This is a genomic window from Hymenobacter polaris (assembly GCF_012927305.1).
Lineage (GTDB): Bacteria > Bacteroidota > Bacteroidia > Cytophagales > Hymenobacteraceae > Hymenobacter > Hymenobacter polaris.
Genome location: NZ_JABBGH010000001.1, coordinates 1,145,759 through 1,163,458, shown reverse-complemented (window position 1 = coordinate 1,163,458; position 17,700 = coordinate 1,145,759). Strand labels below are relative to the sequence as shown.

The 17,700-nt window shown below is 60.7% G+C and carries 15 protein-coding genes; 9 read left to right on the top strand and 6 right to left on the bottom strand.

All coding sequences use genetic code 11. From position 1 onward, the window contains the following. Positions 1 to 5 precede the first annotated feature (5 nt). From HHL22_RS04905 to HHL22_RS04895, 3 genes are all read left to right on the top strand, one after another. On the top strand, positions 6 to 644 hold the full coding sequence (locus tag HHL22_RS04905) for a chemotaxis protein CheC (protein WP_241737965.1): 639 nt from the start codon (positions 6 to 8) through the stop codon (positions 642 to 644). A gap of 175 nt (positions 645 to 819) precedes the next feature. Continuing rightward, positions 820 to 1,917 carry an agmatinase family protein gene (locus HHL22_RS04900; RefSeq protein ID WP_169529827.1) on the top strand — a complete coding sequence of 366 codons (1,098 nt, stop codon included), beginning with the start codon at positions 820 to 822 and terminating at the stop codon, positions 1,915 to 1,917. A gap of 116 nt (positions 1,918 to 2,033) precedes the next feature. Beyond that, a complete protein-coding gene (locus tag HHL22_RS04895; RefSeq protein ID WP_169529826.1) occupies positions 2,034 to 2,372 on the top strand; it encodes a phage holin family protein in 339 nt (112 codons plus the stop codon). Between the two features lie 75 nt (positions 2,373 to 2,447). Here the strand turns inward: HHL22_RS04895 and murA are convergent, their stop codons facing one another. From murA to HHL22_RS04880, 3 genes are all read right to left on the bottom strand, one after another. Continuing rightward, entirely contained in the window at positions 2,448 to 3,752 is a 1,305-nt protein-coding gene (gene murA / locus HHL22_RS04890) for a UDP-N-acetylglucosamine 1-carboxyvinyltransferase (RefSeq protein ID WP_169529825.1), read from the bottom strand. Between the two features lie 188 nt (positions 3,753 to 3,940). Then, the gene (locus HHL22_RS04885; protein WP_169529824.1) at positions 3,941 to 4,663 is read right to left on the bottom strand and encodes a DUF4290 domain-containing protein; all 723 of its coding nucleotides are present in this window, start codon (positions 4,661 to 4,663) and stop codon (positions 3,941 to 3,943) included. 108 nt (positions 4,664 to 4,771) lie between these two features. Beyond that, positions 4,772 to 7,018 carry an ATP-dependent helicase gene (locus HHL22_RS04880; protein WP_169529823.1) on the bottom strand — a complete coding sequence of 749 codons (2,247 nt, stop codon included), beginning with the start codon at positions 7,016 to 7,018 and terminating at the stop codon, positions 4,772 to 4,774. A 224-nt stretch (positions 7,019 to 7,242) separates the two neighbouring features. Between HHL22_RS04880 and HHL22_RS04875 the strand changes: the two genes are divergently transcribed. Next, positions 7,243 to 7,818, top strand: a complete 576-nt coding sequence (locus tag HHL22_RS04875) for a DUF3109 family protein (protein ID WP_169529822.1) — start codon at positions 7,243 to 7,245, stop codon at positions 7,816 to 7,818. 138 nt (positions 7,819 to 7,956) lie between these two features. Here the strand turns inward: HHL22_RS04875 and aspA are convergent, their stop codons facing one another. Both aspA and HHL22_RS04865 read right to left on the bottom strand, forming a co-directional pair. Then, positions 7,957 to 9,366 (bottom strand): aspartate ammonia-lyase, encoded by a 1,410-nt coding sequence (aspA, locus tag HHL22_RS04870; RefSeq protein ID WP_169529821.1) that lies wholly within the window; start codon positions 9,364 to 9,366, stop codon positions 7,957 to 7,959. Between the two features lie 155 nt (positions 9,367 to 9,521). After that, positions 9,522 to 11,315: an alpha-amylase gene (locus HHL22_RS04865; RefSeq protein ID WP_169529820.1), complete on the bottom strand. Its 1,794-nt coding sequence runs from the start codon at positions 11,313 to 11,315 to the stop codon at positions 9,522 to 9,524. A gap of 353 nt (positions 11,316 to 11,668) precedes the next feature. Between HHL22_RS04865 and HHL22_RS04860 the strand changes: the two genes are divergently transcribed. From HHL22_RS04860 to HHL22_RS04840, 5 genes are all read left to right on the top strand, one after another. Further along, positions 11,669 to 12,391, top strand: coding sequence for a pirin family protein (locus HHL22_RS04860; protein ID WP_169529819.1), 723 nt, complete (start codon positions 11,669 to 11,671; stop codon positions 12,389 to 12,391). An 8-nt stretch (positions 12,392 to 12,399) separates the two neighbouring features. Beyond that, a complete protein-coding gene (locus tag HHL22_RS04855; RefSeq protein WP_169529818.1) occupies positions 12,400 to 13,107 on the top strand; it encodes a GAF domain-containing protein in 708 nt (235 codons plus the stop codon). A gap of 89 nt (positions 13,108 to 13,196) precedes the next feature. Continuing rightward, positions 13,197 to 14,135: an alpha/beta hydrolase gene (locus HHL22_RS04850; RefSeq protein WP_169529817.1), complete on the top strand. Its 939-nt coding sequence runs from the start codon at positions 13,197 to 13,199 to the stop codon at positions 14,133 to 14,135. Between the two features lie 68 nt (positions 14,136 to 14,203). Next, complete coding sequence (locus tag HHL22_RS04845) at positions 14,204 to 14,659, top strand: peroxiredoxin (RefSeq protein ID WP_169529816.1); 456 nt, start codon at positions 14,204 to 14,206, stop codon at positions 14,657 to 14,659. Between the two features lie 46 nt (positions 14,660 to 14,705). Continuing rightward, positions 14,706 to 15,014, top strand: coding sequence for a SemiSWEET family sugar transporter (locus HHL22_RS04840; protein WP_169529815.1), 309 nt, complete (start codon positions 14,706 to 14,708; stop codon positions 15,012 to 15,014). Between the two features lie 1,072 nt (positions 15,015 to 16,086). Here the strand turns inward: HHL22_RS04840 and HHL22_RS04835 are convergent. After that, positions 16,087 to 17,679 carry an efflux transporter outer membrane subunit gene (locus tag HHL22_RS04835; protein ID WP_169529814.1) on the bottom strand — a complete coding sequence of 531 codons (1,593 nt, stop codon included), beginning with the start codon at positions 17,677 to 17,679 and terminating at the stop codon, positions 16,087 to 16,089. Positions 17,680 to 17,700: the final 21 nt, after the last annotated feature.

Here is a 17,700-nt window from a genome sequence, read left to right as displayed (position 1 = left end):
TAATTATGAATCTATCCATGAGTGAGCTGGAGCGCGACATTATCCGCGAGATTTTGAATATTGGCCTGGCGCGGGCCGCGGATAGCTTCGCCGTCATTGCCCAGGAGCGGGTGATGCTGGAAGTGCCCAACCTGGACTTGCTGCCCAGCAGCAGCATCATCGAGCGGGTGCGCGAATACCAGGCCAGCTACGTGGCTATTCAGAGCGACATCCGGGGCGATTTTAACGGCTCCACGTTCATGTTCTTCTCGGGCCAGCACGTGCAGCGCCTCTCCAAAGTGTGCCTGCGGATGCAGGTGACCGATGCGCTCAAGCTCAACGAGCTGCAAGAGTCGCTGCTACTCGAAATCAGTAACATCATCACCGGCGCGCTAGTAACACAGTTGGCCAACATTCTGAAGGCCAATATCTACGGCGCGCCGCCCCAGGCGCCAACCGGTGACTTGGGCGCCGCCCTGCACGCCCTCATGCCCGACCAGGAGGCCCTGCAGCCGCTCATCTTTTCGGTCATCACCCAGTTTTCGGATAAGGATAACTCGGTGGAGCTGCCGCTGATGCTGTTTTTCGACCGCGCCACCTTCGTCAAGATTCTCGACATCATCCGCACCTATGAGTTTCTGGGTAAAACCCAGGCTTCGCGCTAAGCAGGTGTCGCTAAGTTTAAGTTAAAAAGCACGTCATGCTGAGCTTGTCGAAGCATCTCTACTGCGTCCCTAGGGGGTTGTTTAGGAGAGATGCTTCGACAAGCTCAGCATGACGTGCTTTCTTTAAGTATATTCTAACCTGGTTACCAACTGGTAGCCCTAATGTTTCTTGCCAGTGTCAGCCGAAAGCCGCGCGCAAAAAATTGCCAACTTTGACCCCAACGCCCCCGGCGACGCCGCCGAGGGGGGCTTATTTGGCCTGCCTTTTTCTCCCGATGACGCCCAGGTGGTGGTGGTGCCCGTGCCCTGGGAAGTGACCGTGAGTTACCGCGCTGGCACCGCCCTAGGCCCCGAAGCCATCCGGGAGGCCTCGCTGCAGGTAGACCTTTACGACCCCGACCTGCCCGACGCCTGGAAGCTGGGCCTGGCCATGGAAGACCCCGACGAGCACATTGCCGCCACCAGCCGCGAGCTGCGCCCCGCCGCCGCCGACTACATTGGCTGGGTAGAGCAGGGCCGGCCGGCCGAGGACGCCAGCCAGCACAGCGCCGTGCTGGGCCGCGTGACGCAGGCGGGCAACCAACTGACCAACTGGCTGAAAGAAAAGACCGGCGCCCTGCTCGACGCGGGCAAGGCCGTGGGCGTGCTGGGCGGCGACCACAGCACCCCCCTAGGGTATATCCAAGCCCTGGCCGAGCGCCACCCTGATGGCTTCGGCATCCTGCAGTTTGACGCGCACTGCGACTTGCGCCCCGCCTACGAGGGCTTCCAGTACTCGCACGCCAGCATCATGTACAACGCCCTGCAGCTGCCCCAGGTGAAGAAGCTGGTGCAGGTGGGCATCCGCGACCTGTGCCAGCAGGAGGCCGACCTTATCGAGCACTCCAACGGCCGGGTGGCGATGTTCGGGCAGCGCTTTCTGAGCGACGAGAAATTTGCCAAGAAATCGTGGAAAAAAGTGTGCGGCAAGATTATCGCCCAGCTGCCACCTAAGGTCTACATCAGCTTCGACATCGACGGGCTCGACCCCAAGCTGTGCCCCGGCACCGGCACGCCCGTGCCCGGCGGCCTCGAATACGAAGAAGCCACCTACCTGCTGCGCCAAGTGGTGCGCTCTGGCCGTCAGGTTATCGGCTTCGACCTCAACGAGGTAGCGCCTGGCGACACCGAGTGGAACGCCATCGTGGGCGCCCGCCTGCTCTACCAGCTCTGCAACTGGATGGCCGCCTCGCAGGGTCGCCTAGGGGCCAGGGGCGTCGAAACGGCCGCCTAAAGCACCGCCGGAGTAACCAATCCGTCGAAAAGCACGTCATGCCGAATCAAAGGTTTGGCGTGCTTTTAGTTTGCTGGCCTACGCACCTTCGTTTCTTTCACACACCTTTTTTTTACATGGGTAAGTTTCTCATCAAATTCCTGCTCACGGCCGCGCTCACCTACGGCCTGGCCCAAGTGCTGCCCAACGTGCACCTCAACGGCTTTGGCAGCGCCATCATTCTGGTTATCGTACTGGGCTTGCTGAACGCCACCGTAAAGCCAATTCTGAAGATTATCGGCTTTCCCATCACGGTCATTACCCTAGGCATTTTCCTGCTGGTTATCAACGTTATCATCATCAAGCTGGCCGATTATCTGATGAGCAGCTTCTCGGTAGAAGGCTTTTTCAGCGCCCTTATTCTGAGTCTGGCCCTGTCGCTGGTATCGAGCGTAGTCGACTCGCTAGTAGACTAAACCCCTGGCTCACTAAAAAAGCCCCGCGTCCAGTCCGGACGCGGGGCTTTTTTAGTGAGCCAGGGCCCTAGGCCGCTACAGGCGCCGGATGTCGGCCCCGAGGGCGTTGAGGCGCTCGTCGATATGCTGGTAGCCGCGGTCAATCTGCTCCACGTTCAGAATCCGGCTGGTGCCTTCGGCCGAGAGCGCGGCGATGAGCAGGGCCACCCCCGCCCGGATGTCGGGCGACGACATGGTGATGCCGTGCAACTGTTTTTGGTTGTCGAGGCCGATGACGGTGGCGCGGTGCGGGTCGCAGAGGATAATCTGGGCGCCCATGTCGATGAGCTTGTCCACGAAGAACAGGCGCGATTCAAACATCTTCTGGTGGATGAGCACCGTGCCCTTGGCCTGGGTGGCTACTACCAGGATAATGCTCAGTAAGTCAGGCGTGAAGCCCGGCCAGGTGTGGTCGCTCACCGTTAGGATGGAGCCGTCGAGGTAGGTAGCCAACTCGTAGTGCTCCTGGGCCGGAATGTGAATGTCATCACCCCGGAACTCCAGCTGAATGCCCAGCTTGCGGAAAGTATCGGGAATGATGCCCAGCTCCGGAATCTGGCAGTCCTTGATGGTGATTTCCGAGCCCGTCATGGCCGCCAGGCCGATGAACGAGCCAATCTCAATCATGTCGGGCAGCATGCGGTGCTCGGTGCCCCCTAGGCGCTCTACGCCCTCAATGGTGAGCAAATTGGAGCCAATGCCTTGAATGTTAGCACCCATGCGCACCAGCATACGGCAGAGTTGCTGCAGGTAGGGCTCGCAGGCGGCGTTGTAAATGGTGGTGGTGCCCTCGGCCAGCACGGCGGCCATCACAATGTTGGCCGTACCCGTCACGCTGGCCTCGTCGAGCAGCATGTGGGCGCCGCGCAGCTTGCCCTCGGTGTGTAAGCGGTAGAAGTCGGTGCCCTCCACGGTGAGCTGGGCACCGAGCTTTTCAAGGCCTACAAAGTGCGTGTCGAGCGGGCGGCGGCCGATTTTGTCGCCGCCCGGCTTGGGCAACTGGGCGCGGCCGTAGCGCGCCAGCAGGGGCCCGAGCAGCATCACCGAGCCGCGCAGCTCGCGGGCCTGGGCCACGAAGGCAGGCGTGTCGAGGTAGTCGAGGCGCACGTCCTCGGCCTGAAACACGTAGGTGTCGGGCGCCACCTGGCCCACCTTCACGCCCATATCGCGCAGCAGCTCGATGAGCTTATTCACGTCGCGGATGTTGGGCACGTTGCCGATGGTAACCGGCTCGCCGGTGAGCAGCACGGCGCACAAAATCTGGAGCGCCTCGTTTTTAGCGCCTTGCGGCACAATCTCGCCTTGCAGCTTACGCCCCCCGCGCACTTCAAAAACAGCCATCTACTTCAAGTATCAGTTATCAGTGAGCAATAATCAATAAGCCAACGGCGCCCCGTGGGGCCGATTGGGGGGTGCAAAGCTAGCTGCCAGGCGCCTAGGGTTGCTAAAAAAGCGGCCCCGCCCAGTGGGCGGGGCCGCCAGCCCAGCAGGACTTGAGGCCGAGTACAGGCCCTAGGGGTGGCCGCACCCTACTGCGGGGGCTGCTGCGGCTCGTTGCGAAATTTCTTGCGCTTCTTCCCATTTTTCTTGTTGCCCTTATCGCCACCGAAGCTGCCTTCCGGGCGGCGCTCACTGCGCTCGGGACGGCTGGCTCCGGAGGCGGGCTGGTTGCTGGCCGCAGCAGTAGCGGGCAGCTCAAACAAGCCTTGGTCGGCCACCACTTGCGCGTCCAGCTTGAGTTGCCCGCCGCTCAGCTCGGCCAGATGCCGGATAATGGTGGTATCCTTGGCGTTTTCTTTGTTGTGCTGCCGAAACAGAAACTTCATGGTGCGGCCAATCTGCACGGCGGCCTGCTCACGCTCGGTGTCGCTGGGCAGCGTCAGGGCCTTGGCCACCAGCGCCTCTACGCCCCGGCCGTAGGCCTTGAGCTTGGGCGCCTGCCTAGGGTATTCCACGCGCTTGGGCCGGGCGGTATAGAGGCGCGGCGGCGATAGCGGCACGGGCGCATCCAGGGCCACGTCTTCGCCGGCCAGCGCGTGCAGGTGGTTCCAGAGGCGGGTTTGCACGTCGGGCACCTCGCGCAGGCTGGGGCGCAGGCGCAGCATCAGCTGCACGATGCCGGCAGCGCGGCGCGTGCGCTCGGCCACGTCCTCAATCTGGGCCAGGCTCTGGATGAGCTGGTAGGTGCTGTGCCCGTATTCACGCACCAGCAGTTGCAGGTGAAAGGGCAGTTGGGTGGGTATTTCTTGCATTTAAGTATACTTGTTTTTAGCGCGCAGTTTCGCAGGGTTGGCAGAGTTTCGCAAAGGCGAATGGTTGAAAAACTCTGCGAAACTTCGCCAACTTTGCGCAACTCCGCGCTACAGCACCCGCAGCTTGGCGAAGCTGAGCAGCAAAGTTTTCTCGCCCACCTCCTCAAATTGGATGATGGCCTTGACGGTGCCCTGCTGCTTTTCGATGGTAGCCACCTGGCCAAAGCCGAACTTGGGGTGCTCTACGCGCTGGCCGGCCTGCAAGTTAGTGGTGTCCGAGGGTTTGAAGTCGGCCGGGGCCACGTACTTGGTGGCCACGGTCTTGCGCGGCGGGGCGGCCACCAGGTTCGAGCGGCGTTCAAACACGTGCTGGAAGGGCTGCTCGCGCTCGGCCGGGCCGGCCGCAAACTTCACGTTCAGGAACTGCGGGTCAATCTCATCCAGGAAGCGCGACTTCTCGCAGCTGCGCAAATTGCCCCACTGGTAGCGAGAGGTAGCGTAGCTGAGCGTCAGCTTCTTCTCAGCCCGCGTGATGGCCACGTAAAACAAGCGGCGCTCCTCCTCCAGGTCGGCCCTAGAGGTTATCATCATCTGGCTGGGGAAGAGGTTTTCCTCCAGGCCCACGATGTACACGTTGCGAAATTCCAGGCCCTTGGCCGAGTGAATCGTCATCATCGTCACGGCCTCGCCTTCTTGGGCGGCGTCCTTCACGTCGGAGTCCGTCACGAGGGCAATATCCTGCAAAAAGGCCCCTAGCGACTTGTCTTCGCGCTCGGGGTCGTCCACGTACTCCTTCACGCCGTTCAGCAATTCCTGAATGTTCTCGTAGCGCGATAGGCCTTCAATGCTTTTGTCGGCGTACAGCTCCTCAATCATGCCCGAGTTCTTGGCGATGAACTTGGCCGCTTCGAAGGCATCTTCCTTGGCCGCCACCACAGTGTAGCTCTTGATTTTTTCGGCAAAGCCTACCACCGGATTGCTCACCCGGGCCGGCATAAACTGGTCGGCGTTGCTCACCACTTCCCACAGGGTGTGGTTGCTTTCCTCGGCCACGTTTATCAGCTTGCTGATGGTGGTGTCGCCGATGCCGCGCTTGGGGTAGTTAATTACCCGGCGCAGCGCCTGCTCGTCGTTGGGATTCACCGTGAGGCGCAGATACGCCACTAAATCCTTGATTTCCTTGCGCTGGTAAAAGCTCAGGCCACCCACAATCTTGTAGCGCACGTTGAGCTTGCGCAGCGATTCTTCCATGGCCCGGCTTTGGGCGTTGGTGCGGTAAAGGATGGCGAAGTCGTCGTAGCTGAGGCGCTGGTTCATCTTGTCCTCGTAGATGCTCTGCGCCACCAGCTTGCCCTCCTCGTTGTCGCTGGCCGCCTTAATCACCTCAATCAGGTTGCCGTCCTCGTTTTCTGAGAACACGTTTTTGCGCAGCTGCTCCTGGTTGTTCTTAATCACCGAGTTAGCGGCCCACACGATGTTCTTAGTCGAGCGGTAGTTCTGCTCCAGCTTGAACACGTTCAGCTCGGGGTAGTCCTTCTCAAAATTGAGAATATTGCTTATATCGGCCCCGCGGAAGGCGTAAATGCTCTGCGCGTCGTCGCCCACCACGCAGATATTGCGCTCCTTGGCCGCCAGCTTGCGCGTTATCAGGTACTGCGAGTAGTTGGTATCCTGATACTCGTCCACCATCACGTACCGAAACTTGTTCTGGTACTTGTTCAGTACGTCGGGGTGGTCCCGAAACAGCACGTTGGTTTGGTAGAGTAGGTCGTCAAAGTCCATGGCGCCGGCCTTGAAGCAACGCTGCTGGTACTGCTGGTAAATGACGCCAATCTTGGGTCGCAACGCCGCCTCGTCGTCCTGCCGAATTACGGGGTCGTTGAGGTACTGGGCCACGCTCACCAGCTTGTTCTTGGCCGCCGAAATGCGCCCTAGGACCGTGCTGGCCTTGTAAAGCTTGTCGTCCAGCTCCAGCTCCTTCACAATCTGGCTTACCAGCGTGCGCGAGTCCTGGGTGTCGTAGATGGTGAACGAGCGCGGGAAACCAATCTTGTCGGCCTCCGAGCGCAGGATTTTGGCAAACACTGAGTGGAAAGTGCCCATCCACAGGTTCTTGGCGTTGGGGCCCACCACCTTCTCAATGCGGGCGCGCATCTCCTTGGCTGCCTTGTTGGTGAAGGTGAGGGCTAGGATATTAAACGGGTCCACGCCTTTTTCGAGCAGGTGGGCAATGCGGTAGGTGAGCACCCGCGTTTTGCCCGAGCCGGCGCCGGCGATAATCATGCAGGGGCCCTCGGTTTGGAGCACGGCGGCGGCCTGCGAGGGGTTCAGTAGCGCGTTATAATCTAAAGCCATGTAAGTGAGCTGCTAGCTATTAGCCACTAGCCGTTAGCTTTTACAAAATACGTGAGCGGGATAGCCGGGCCGGAAGAGCACGCCGCGGCTAGTCGGCAAAGATAAGTTCTTGGGGGCGCGGGGCGGTATCTTTGTGCTAGCCAAATTAGCCCTAGGTGGTGGTTGCCCACGCTAGCCACGCCCGCTTACTAACCGCATTTGCCCGCCGATAAATTCGCTGCCTGATGATAGTTATCCAGAATACCGTTATTTCCGACGACGTGGCCGAGAACTTCTTCGTCTGCAACCTCGACGCCTGCAAGGGTGCTTGCTGCGTGGAAGGCGACTTAGGCGCGCCGCTCGAAACCGAGGAGCTGGCCATCTTGCAGCAAGAATATCCCAAGATTGAGCCCTTCTTGAACGACGCGGGCCGGGCGGCCATCGCCGCACAAGGGCTATATATCGAGGACTGGGAGGGCGACTACAGCACGCCCACCATCAACGACCGGGAGTGCGCCTATGCGCTCTACGACGGCAAAGGCATCCTGAAATGCGGCATTGAGGAGGCGTACCTAGCGGGCGCTACCACGTTTAAAAAGCCCATTAGCTGCCATCTGTATCCGATTCGCGTCACGAAGTACGAGGGCTTCGAGGCGCTCAACTACGACCGCTGGGATATTTGCTCGCCGGCCTGCTCGTTCGGGGCCAAGCTGGGCGTGCCAGTCTACAAGTTCTTGCAGGAGCCCCTAGAGCGCCGCTACGGGGCCGCGTGGTACGCCGAGCTGGCGCGCGAAATTGAAAACCCGACGCCGGAGGCCTAGGGCCCCGCCAAAACTAAAAAGGCGGTCATGCTGAGCTTGCCGAAGCATCTCTATCACGCCATTGGGATACCCCTAGGCGGCGCGGTAGAGATGCTTCGGCAAGCTCAGCATGACCGCCTTTTATATCCCTAGGGCCGCCTATTGCATAAACACTGGCCGAATCAGATTCTCAAACGTGAAAATCTCGTCCCACTTGGCTTGCGTTAGCAGTTGGCGCTCGGTTACGGCGATGTCGTGCACCGACTTGCCGGTGGCCAGGGCCTCCTTGGCGATGCTGGCGCTGGCTTCGTAGCCCAGCACCGGGTTAAGCTGCGTCACGATGCCAATACTGTTGTACACCAGGTTGGCGGCGTGCTCCACGTTGGCCGTAATGCCCACCACGCACTTCTCGCGCAGGGTGCGGCAGGCGTTGGTGAGGTAGCTGATGCTGGTGAACAGGGCAAAGGAAATGACCGGCTCCATCACGTTGAGCTGCAGCTGGCCGGCCTCGGCGGCCATGGTCACGGTGGTATCGGCCCCGATGACGTAGAACGCCGTTTGGTTGACGACCTCCGGGATAACCGGGTTCACCTTGCCGGGCATGATGCTGCTACCGGGCTGCAGGGCAGGCAGGTTTATTTCGTTGATGCCGCACCGAGGACCGCTGCTGAGTAGGCGCAAGTCGTTACATATCTTGCTCAGCTTCACGGCCGTGCGCTTGAGCACGCCGCTCAGCTGCACGTAGGCGCCGGTGTCGTAAGTAGCCTCAATGAGGTCGCCGGCCAAACTAAGGTCGAGGCCCGTAATCTGGCGCAGGTGCTTAGTAACCAGACCCGCGTAGCCGGGCGGCGTGTTCACGCCGGTGCCGATGGCGGTGGCGCCCATGTTGATTTCGGCAATCAGCCGGCGCGAGTCGTCGATACGCAGCAGCTCCTCGCGCAGGTTGGTGGCAAAGGCGTGAAACTCGTCGCCCATGCTCATGGGCACGGCGTCTTGCAGCTGGGTGCGGCCCATCTTCAGCACGTTGCGAAACTCCTCGCCCTTGGCGGCGAAGGCGTCGGCCAGCTCGCGTAGGGTATCGCGGTAGCCCACTAGCTTGTTGTTCAGCGCAATGCGAAAGGCCGTGGGGTAGGCGTCGTTGGTGCTTTGCGAGCAGTTGACGTGGTTGTTGGGGTGGCAATACTGGTACTCGCCCTTGTGGTGGCCCATCAGCTCCAGGGCCACGTTGGCAATTACTTCGTTGGCGTTCATATTGACACTGGTGCCCGCGCCGCCCTGAATCATGTCGGTCAGGAACTGGTCGTCGAACTCGCCGCCGGCCACCCGGTCGCAGGCCTGCCCGATGTAGTCGGCAATAGCCGGGTCGAGCACGCCCAGCTCCTTATTAGTGAGCGCCGCTCCCTTCTTCACGTAAGCCAGCGCCTGCACAAACAGCGGCTCGGCCTTGATGGGAATGCCCGTGATGTGGAAGTTTTCCAGCGCCCGCAGCGTCTGAATGCCGTAGTAAGCTGAGGCGGGAATGGGCATTTCGCCCAGGAAATCGTGTTCGAGGCGGGTGGGTTCAGTCATGGAAAGAGAGAAGTGGGTAAAGACCAGCATACGGACGTCCCCAAAAGAACGTCGTGCCGGGCTCGCCGAAATGCTCGCCTAAACAACCCCTAGGGGGCGGGAGCGCAGCTTCGGCAAGCCCGGCACGGCGGACTAGGGGGCAGCAGCTATGCCGGTTAGTGCCAGGTATCGTTCACCGTCTGGGTGGTGCCGCTGGGCGTCAGCGTGTTATTGGGGTCGCCTTCCCACAGGATATTGCCCGATTGGTCGCGGCGGAAGTACTTGTAGCTTACGCCGATGCCGGCCGTCAGCGGCACGGTCACCGTCCACTTCGGGTAGGCGGCGCCGCTCAGCTTAAGGGCGTTGCTGGTGTTCCAAGCCCCAAGCTGCCCGGTGCTGCCCACGATGTACAAATCCTGGCCGCTTACCGTGTTGCTATACGTGATGTTGAACGTGACGCTGGTGGTGGGCTTGGGTACCCACACGGCATACGAGCGCGAGTTCACGGCGAAGGTGCCGGTGCCGTTGGCATCGGTCGTGACGGTGCCGCTGGTGTTGCCAGTCAAGTCAGTCAGGGTCGCGTTCTTGAAGGGGGTGGTCAGCGTTTTGGTGGCGTTGCTGCCGCCGTCGTTCAGCATGGTCAGCAGGCCGGTGTGGCTGGCGTCGCCGGCCCGCGAGTAGGCGTACACGTCGGCGTCGTCTTGGTTGGTGTACTCGTAGCCCGCCCCGTAGGCGTGCGCTTGGCGCAGCAGGTTCAGGGTCTTAATCTGGGGCCCTAGGCCGTAAGTATAGTAGTCCTTGTAGAACACGCAGGGGTAGCCTTTTTCGCGGGTCAGAATGTAGGCATAGGCCAACAGCTTGAGGTTAACGACCGGCGAGTTGAGCCCGCCCGGCGTGTCAGTATCGTGGTTGTCTACGAACGATACCGACAGTGGCCCGTTGGCTTCGGTGAAGCCGGCAAACTCCAGCCCGCGCATGTCCCAACTGCCATTGCCGTCGCTCATGGCCTTAAAAAGGTAGTGCAGCGGCACGTCAAACAAGCTGGTGCGCCCGCCCGTGGCCGAGGCGTAGTCATTTAGCTCGCTCACGCTGTTAAACCATACCTCGCTCACGGCAAAGCGGGTGCCCTTCACCTTGTCCAGCCAGTTGTTGAGGAAGGGCGTGTACATGTGCTTAGCCGCGTCGATGCGGTAGCCGTCTAGATTAAGCTTGGTGGTCAGCCAGTTGCCCCAGTTAATGGTTTCGTTGACCTGGTTTTGGTCGGAGTAGCGGATTTCGCAGCCCAGTAGGTTGTCGTAGGCGTCGCCATTGTCGTAGGGCTGAAAATCCCAGGGGTTCCACTGCAGCCAGCTGTTATTGGCGCCCTGCTGCGCGCCGTTGAAGTTGTAGTAGTGCCACTGGTAGCTGCTGTAGGTGGTGCCGCGGCCGGGATAGTTGAAACCCGTGTAAACGTTAAAATTCTGGCCGTTGTAGGTAAAGCTTTCCTGGTAGTCGGCGCCCGTCAGGTGGTTCATCACCACGTCCTCGTATACCTGAATGCCCTGGCCGTGCAGGCTGCTGATGCAGCTTTGCAGCTGCCCTAGGGTGCCGTAGTGCGTGGCCACGGTGCCCTTCTGGTTGAACTCGCCCAGGTCGTAGCGGTCGTACACGCCGTAGCCTACGTCGTAGCCGCCGGCGCTGCCCTTGTAGGCCGGCGGCAGCCACATGGCCGTAATGCCCGCCTGGCTCAGCTCGGTGGCCTGGCTGCCCAGCAGCTGCCACCAGGTTTGGTTGTTGGTAGTGGCGGGCACGTCCCAGTAAAAGCCCTGCATCATGGTGCCAGGCACGGTGCTGGTGGCGTTGGCCGCCGTGGTGGCATTGGCTGGCGCCGGGCCGGCGGTGGGGCCAAGAGTGTCGTGGGCGCAGCTGGTGGCTAGCAGTAGCGTAGCGGCGGCGCCAAGCCGCCCGGCACCCCGAAAGAAAGGTAGCATAGGTAGGAGGGTAGAGGTGGGAAATGGGTGCCGCAATGTTACAACGACCACGCGCATGGTTGAGCATATAATTTGGATTATTTAAGCTGAATAAGTGTTGTTGCTGAGCTACTTAATCAAAAATTCACCTCCTTTTCCTAAAGGCAATAGGGCGCTTATGTCTCGCGCAAAATATTGTTAAAAAGCGCGTTAACGTATTGAGTAATTTTCAAACGTTTGGGATTCAACAAGGCTCGAAATAATGGCTGGTGAATAGGATTAAAGACGGTTGCTAACCGTGCGGGCGCGTTTTCGTAAGAATAGCCACAGGGTGCGCTACTGGCGGCTACCTTGCCGCCTTCCCCCTTTTACTTATGCTTGCTTACATCCCTGCCGCCGACCGGCACCACGCGGCTCCCGCTCCCTGGCTCAGCTCCTATTTCCTGTTTTCGTTTGCCGATTACTACGATAAGGGCAACGTGCACTTCGGCCCGCTGCGGGTGTTCAACGACGACTCCATCGCGCCTCAAAACGGCTTTCCGCAGCACCCGCACTCCGAGATGGAAATTATCACCCTCGTGCTGGAAGGCGAAGTGACGCACGAAGACACCCTAGGCAACCGCACCACCACGCAGGCCGGCGAGGTGCAGCGCCTGACGGCCGGCACCGGCGTGGCGCACTCCGAGATGAACCGCCAGGACAAAGCCCTGCAGCTCTACCAGCTCTGGTTCATGCCGAGTCAGTCGGGCCTAGCTCCCAGCTACGAGCAAAAGGACCCCGGCTTTCTGAAAGGCCCGAGCAACGAGCTGATTCCGCTGGCCACCGGGCAGCGCGTGCTGGAAGACGTGGTGTACCTGAACTCGAACAGCACCGTTTACTGGGCGAATCTTGACTGCGGCAAGAGTATTCTGTTTAAAACCTTTCCGCTGCGCTTCAGCTTCCTCTACGTGCGGCAGGGCTGCGTGCGCGTGCTGGGCCAGGAGCTGGGCCCCGGCGACCAGGCCCGCATCAGCAACGAGGATGTGCTGGAGATAACGGCCACCAAGGACGCCCAATTTATGTTGCTTGACTTGCCCAGCGACGAAGCCAACTATTAAGTTAAGTAATGCCCCCCACCTTCCCCGCAACGCTGCTGCCCGCCGACGATGCCGTGCGCCTGCGCACGCTGCACCAGTTTCAGCTTATCAACACCACGCCCGAGTTAATTTTCGATAACTTTTCGACCTGGGCAGCCCAGCTTTTTGGCACGCCCATCGCCCTTATCTCGCTGGTCGATGCCGATTTCGTGTGGTTTAAGGCCATTGTGGGGGCCGAAGTGCCGCAGCTGGTGCGCGAGGAAAGCATGTGCGCGGCCGCCATTCTGGTCAGCGAGCGGGTAGTAGTGTCGGACTACCAGCCCGCTAGCTGCACCCTGATTAAGCCCGACGTGGCCCAGGCCATAGGGTTGAATTTTTATGCCGGCGCGCAGCTGCACGCCCGCAACGGCGCCCGCCTGGGCATGCTGGCCATCATTGACAAGCAGCAGCGGACATTTTCGGAGGAGCAGGCCGCGGTACTCACGCGCTTGGCCGATTTGGTGAGCGGCACCATTGAGCTACGTCACCAATACTTGGCGGCCAGCCAACCCGCCGAGTGGGACGATGCGCAGCAGGAGCTAGCCCAGGCGCTCGACGATAATGCGGCCCTCACGCGCTACCTAGCTTCGCGCAGCTCGCACCTCGACCTGGCCGACCCCGCCACCAGCCAGCTTATTGGCCGCCGCCTAGCCGAGGTGGCGCAGGTGCTGGCCCGGCGCCTAGGGGTGGCCGCCTGAGCAAAGCCGCTTAACCGAAAAGGGTGGCATTACGTTGTTGGAGGGCACGCCGGCGGCCTTTCCCGTATTCAATCAGCCGGTGCCTTCGCATGAAAATTACTTTCTCACTGCTGGCAGCCGGGCTACTGGCGCTCGCACTACCCGCCGCCGTGTTGGCCCAGGATATTCAGCACCCCGTGCTCCCGCTCTACGCGGGTTCGGTGCCCGACTCTAAGCCCAGCCAGGTACAGGAAACCAGTACCACCGAGGGCAACCGCATCACGGTAGCCAACGTGGTGCAGCCCACTCTGACGGTGTATTTGCCCGCCCCCAACCAAGCCACCGGCACGGCCGTTATCATTTGCCCCGGTGGGGGCTACGCCCGGCTGGCTATGGGCCACGAGGGCTACGACGTGGCCAAGCGCCTCAACGAAATGGGCGTGGCGGCCTTCGTGCTGAAGTACCGCCTGCCTAATACCCGCTCGCAGCCCGACCCCAGTATTGCCCCGCTGCTGGATGCGCAGCAGGCCCTGCGCCTGGTGCGGGCGCAAGCCAGCCAGTACCATATCAACCCCGAGCGCATCGGGATAATGGGTTTCTCGGCCGGGGGGCACCTGGCGGCTACGGCGGCCACCCACTTTGCGCGGCCCGTGGGCAGCAACCCCGGCCCCGAGTCGGTGCGGCCGGCCTTTGCGGTGCTGCTCTACCCGGTTATTAGCTTCTCGGACAGCCTCATGCACAAAGGCTCGCGCGATAACCTGCTGGGGGCTACGGCCAGCGCCGCCCAAATTCGGGAGTATTCCAACGAGCTGCAAGTGACAAGCCAAACGCCGCCCGTGTTTCTGGTGCACGCCGAAGACGACACCGTAGTGCCGGTAGGCAATAGCCTGGCGTTTTATCAGGCGCTGGCCCGCCACAAAGTGCCGGCCGAGATGCATCTCTACCCCAAAGGCGGCCACGGCTTCGGCATGAACAACTCGACCACCCAAGACCAGTGGATAGAGCGCCTGCGCGAGTGGCTGGCCGCCAACGGCTGGCTAACAAAGTAATAGTTAGTGATTAGCGCTTGAGCTATCAGCCACTACTCACTGAGCCCTAATCGCTATTCACTAAGAGCATGCTTCAATTTGGCGACCTAGCCCTCTATTTTTCGCTGCCCACTGGCAGCGGCGACACTTTCCACCTAGCCGATTTGCGGGGCCAGCCAGTGGTGCTTTACTTCTATCCTAAGGACGATACGCCAGGCTGCACGGCCGAGGCCTGCGCCTTTCGCGACCAGTACGAGGATTTTCTGGCCCTAGAGGCGCAGGTGGTAGGCATCAGTTCCGACAGCGAAACCTCGCACCAGAAGTTTGCCCAGAAGCACCGCCTGCCGTTTCCGCTGCTGGCCGACGCGGGCGGGCGGGTGCGCAAGCTCTACGAGGTGCCCAAGGCGTTTTTGGGGCTGTTGCCGGGCCGTGTCACGTTCGTACTTGATGCGGTGGGCAAAATTGTCTACATCTTCAACTCTATGACCGGGGCCACCGACCACGTTAGCAAAGCCAAAGAGGTGCTGCGCCAACTGGCGTCTTAGCGGCCAGCCGAGGCCCTAGGGGTAGGTTTAGGTTTAACGCGTACGTATGGCACTTTCAGCAGCAGTTTTTAGCGATGTAGGTTTGGTAGCGGCTGGATTCTCGGCGCTCACCTTCTTTCCGCAGGTGGTGCACACCTGGAGCACCCGCTCGGCCAACGGCCTGAGCGGGCCCATGCTGGCCGTGGGCGCCATTAGCTGCATGCTGTGGCTGGTGTACGGCGTGTACTTCCACAACCTACCCATCTTGTTCGGCAACAGCATCAACTTGTTTTTTACGCTGCTATTGGTGTTCTTCAAGCACCATTTCCGGCTGCTGGGCGAGCCAACAAAGCCGGTGCCCGCGCCGAAAGGGTAGCTGCGAGCGCGTTTGATGCAGGTTATGGATAGGTACCTGTAGTTAGCTATAGTTATGGCGAAAAACGGCCTTGCCAGTGGCGTAGAGAACCAGTGCATTTAGTGAAAACTGAAGCGGCAAGTAAGCCTTTTAATAGACACAAGATTTTGCCAGCCAAACTTTTAACTCGCTACTGGGTCGAAGTAGAAAATCCGATGAGCAGCTTTCCGGCAACTCGGTATTTTGGCGTGACCGGCTACTCATTTAACGACGTGTTAGCTATTCTGCAGAATTCCGAATTCTATTCGCCCGGCCAAGCGCCCATCGTAGTCAGCAGTATCGTTGATGTAGATGTAAGCACGCTAGACCCGCTACACGTGCGTCCTAATATGGGCGTACCAAGCTGGCGAGGTATATGGTTTCCTCATATTTAAATGGGACACCTGCTCATTTCAACTCAATTGAGACTTTGCCAGCCTCTGTGCTGCTAGTTGAGGCGCCCAAGCCAGTGCCCGCCCCCGACCCGGCGCGATAGGGTCAGCGCTTTATAGTAGTATCTTTAAAAACTATGGAAGCCGCCACCACCCCAAACTAGCTGCCTTTTCGGGCTCAACTGCATGAGCTCATCGACCAAATTCAGGACCTGGAAATACTGCGGACGGCGCTGCTGGCACCCCAAGTAGCCACCGCGCCCGAGCTGAGCCCGGCCTGGCAGACCCGGCTAGACCAGGCAACGCAAGAGCTGGATGAAGGCAAAGGCATTCCGGCAGCTGAAGTACTTGCCCGTCTGCTGGCCACCCCCGCATGAGCCTGCCAGTCATTTTTGCGCCGCAAGCTGTCGCCCAGCTGGAAGCTCTAGATAGGCAGCCGGACAATATTCAACTCGCGCCCGCACCAACCTACTTGTCGCTATTGCGGAAAAAATCCAGCTGATTGGATTGCAACCGGAAAGTACCCGGTGTTGGTGCTGCGGCCAGCGTTGCGGCCGTTAGCTTGTATTACTGGCTGACGCCGAACGTTACCGAAGTAGCGGGCGTGGTAGATGCTCGCCGCGACCCCACCACTCTGGGTTTACGCTAGTCTTCCTGCCCATTTACCGCCAGCCGCCCCCTAGGGCGTGGTAGAGGTCGGTAACGGCTTGGCGCTGCTGCAGCTGGTCGTTCACGCCGTTGAGCTGGGCTTGCAGCTGGGCCTGCTGGGCGGTGAGCACCTCGGTGTAGTTGGCGAAGCCGGCGCGGAGCAACTCGTGGGTGTAATCTACTGATTTTTGCAGCGCGTCGAGCTGCTGGGCCCGGATGCGCATCTTATCCTGGGCGCTTTGGTAGGCGAAGAGGGCGTTGCTCACCTCCTGGCCGGCCGTGAACATCGTTTGCTGGTAGGTGGCCAAGTACTCCTGCTGCAAGCCCTCGGCCCGGCGCAGGCGCGCGCGGTTGATGCCCTGGTTAAAGATGGGCTGGGCCAGGCCGCCCACGATGCTGGCAAACACGGCCGTGGGCGAAAACAGGTTCTCAATGGTGGTGCTAGTGAGGCCCGCGTTGGCCGAGATGGTGAAGCTGGGGTAGAAGTAGGCGCGGGCTGCGTTGGTGCTCTCAAAGGCGCTTTCGAAGGCGTACTCGGCCTGCTGCACGTCGGGGCGGTTGCGCAGCAGCTGGCTGGGGATGCCGGTGAGCAGCTCGGGCGGCGCGGCCTGGGCGGCCAGCGTGCCGCGCTCAATGGGACCGGGCACGCGGCCCAGCAGCGTAGCCAGCAGGTTCTCGGTTTCCCGAATGCTGCGCTGCAAGTCGGGGATGGTGACTTCGGCGGCGTAGCGCTGGGCTTCGCTTTGCACCACGGCCGCGCCTGTCACCACGTCGCCTTCCAGCAGCAGCTTCATCACCTCCACGTCCTGAATGCGGTTCTGCACCGTTTGCTGCGTGATTTGCAGTTGCGCATCGAGGGCCAGCAGGCCGTAGTAGTTGTCGGCAATGTCGGCAATGAGCTGGGTGAGCACCACGCGGCGGTAGGCCTCACTTTGCAGCACGGCAGCGTAATATGAGCGGCGGTTGCTGCGCAGCTTGCCCCACACGTCAGCTTCCCAGCTGCTGCTGAGGCCTAGCAAGTACTGGTGGGCCGCCCCGCCCGTCACGATGGTCGATTGGTCGGTGGTAGTGGTGGTGCCCGTGCTGCCCGTGCCCGTAGTGGTGCCGGTACCCGTAGTGCCGCCCGTGCCCGTAGTACCACCCGTACCAGTACCTGTGCCGGTGGTGCCACCAGTGCCGGTAGTGCCACCGGTGCCGGTAGTGCCGCCCACAGTGCCGCCGGTAGTGGTAGTGCCACCGCCTACGCCGGTGCTCACAAAGGCGCCGCCCGTGCGGGTAAGCGTGGTGGTGGCGCGCCCGCTGAGGCTGGGCAGAAACTGCGCCCGGCTCTGGGCCAGCAGGGCTTGGGCCTGGGCAATGCGCGCATCGGCTACCTGCAGGTTGCGGTTGTTGGCAATGCCTTCGGCGATAAGCTTTTGCAGCTGCGGGTCGGTGAAAAGCTGCTGCCAGGGACGGTTGGCCAGGGTGGTGGTATCAGCCGTGGCCACGTCGCGGTACAGGCCGGTGGTGGCCGTGTCGGGCCGCCCGTAGGGGTGTAGCAGGCCGCACCCGCTGGCCGCCAGCAGCAGGAGAGGAGTAAGTAGCTTATAACTAGCTTGAAAACGCATTGCGTTGAGTTTAATGCTTAT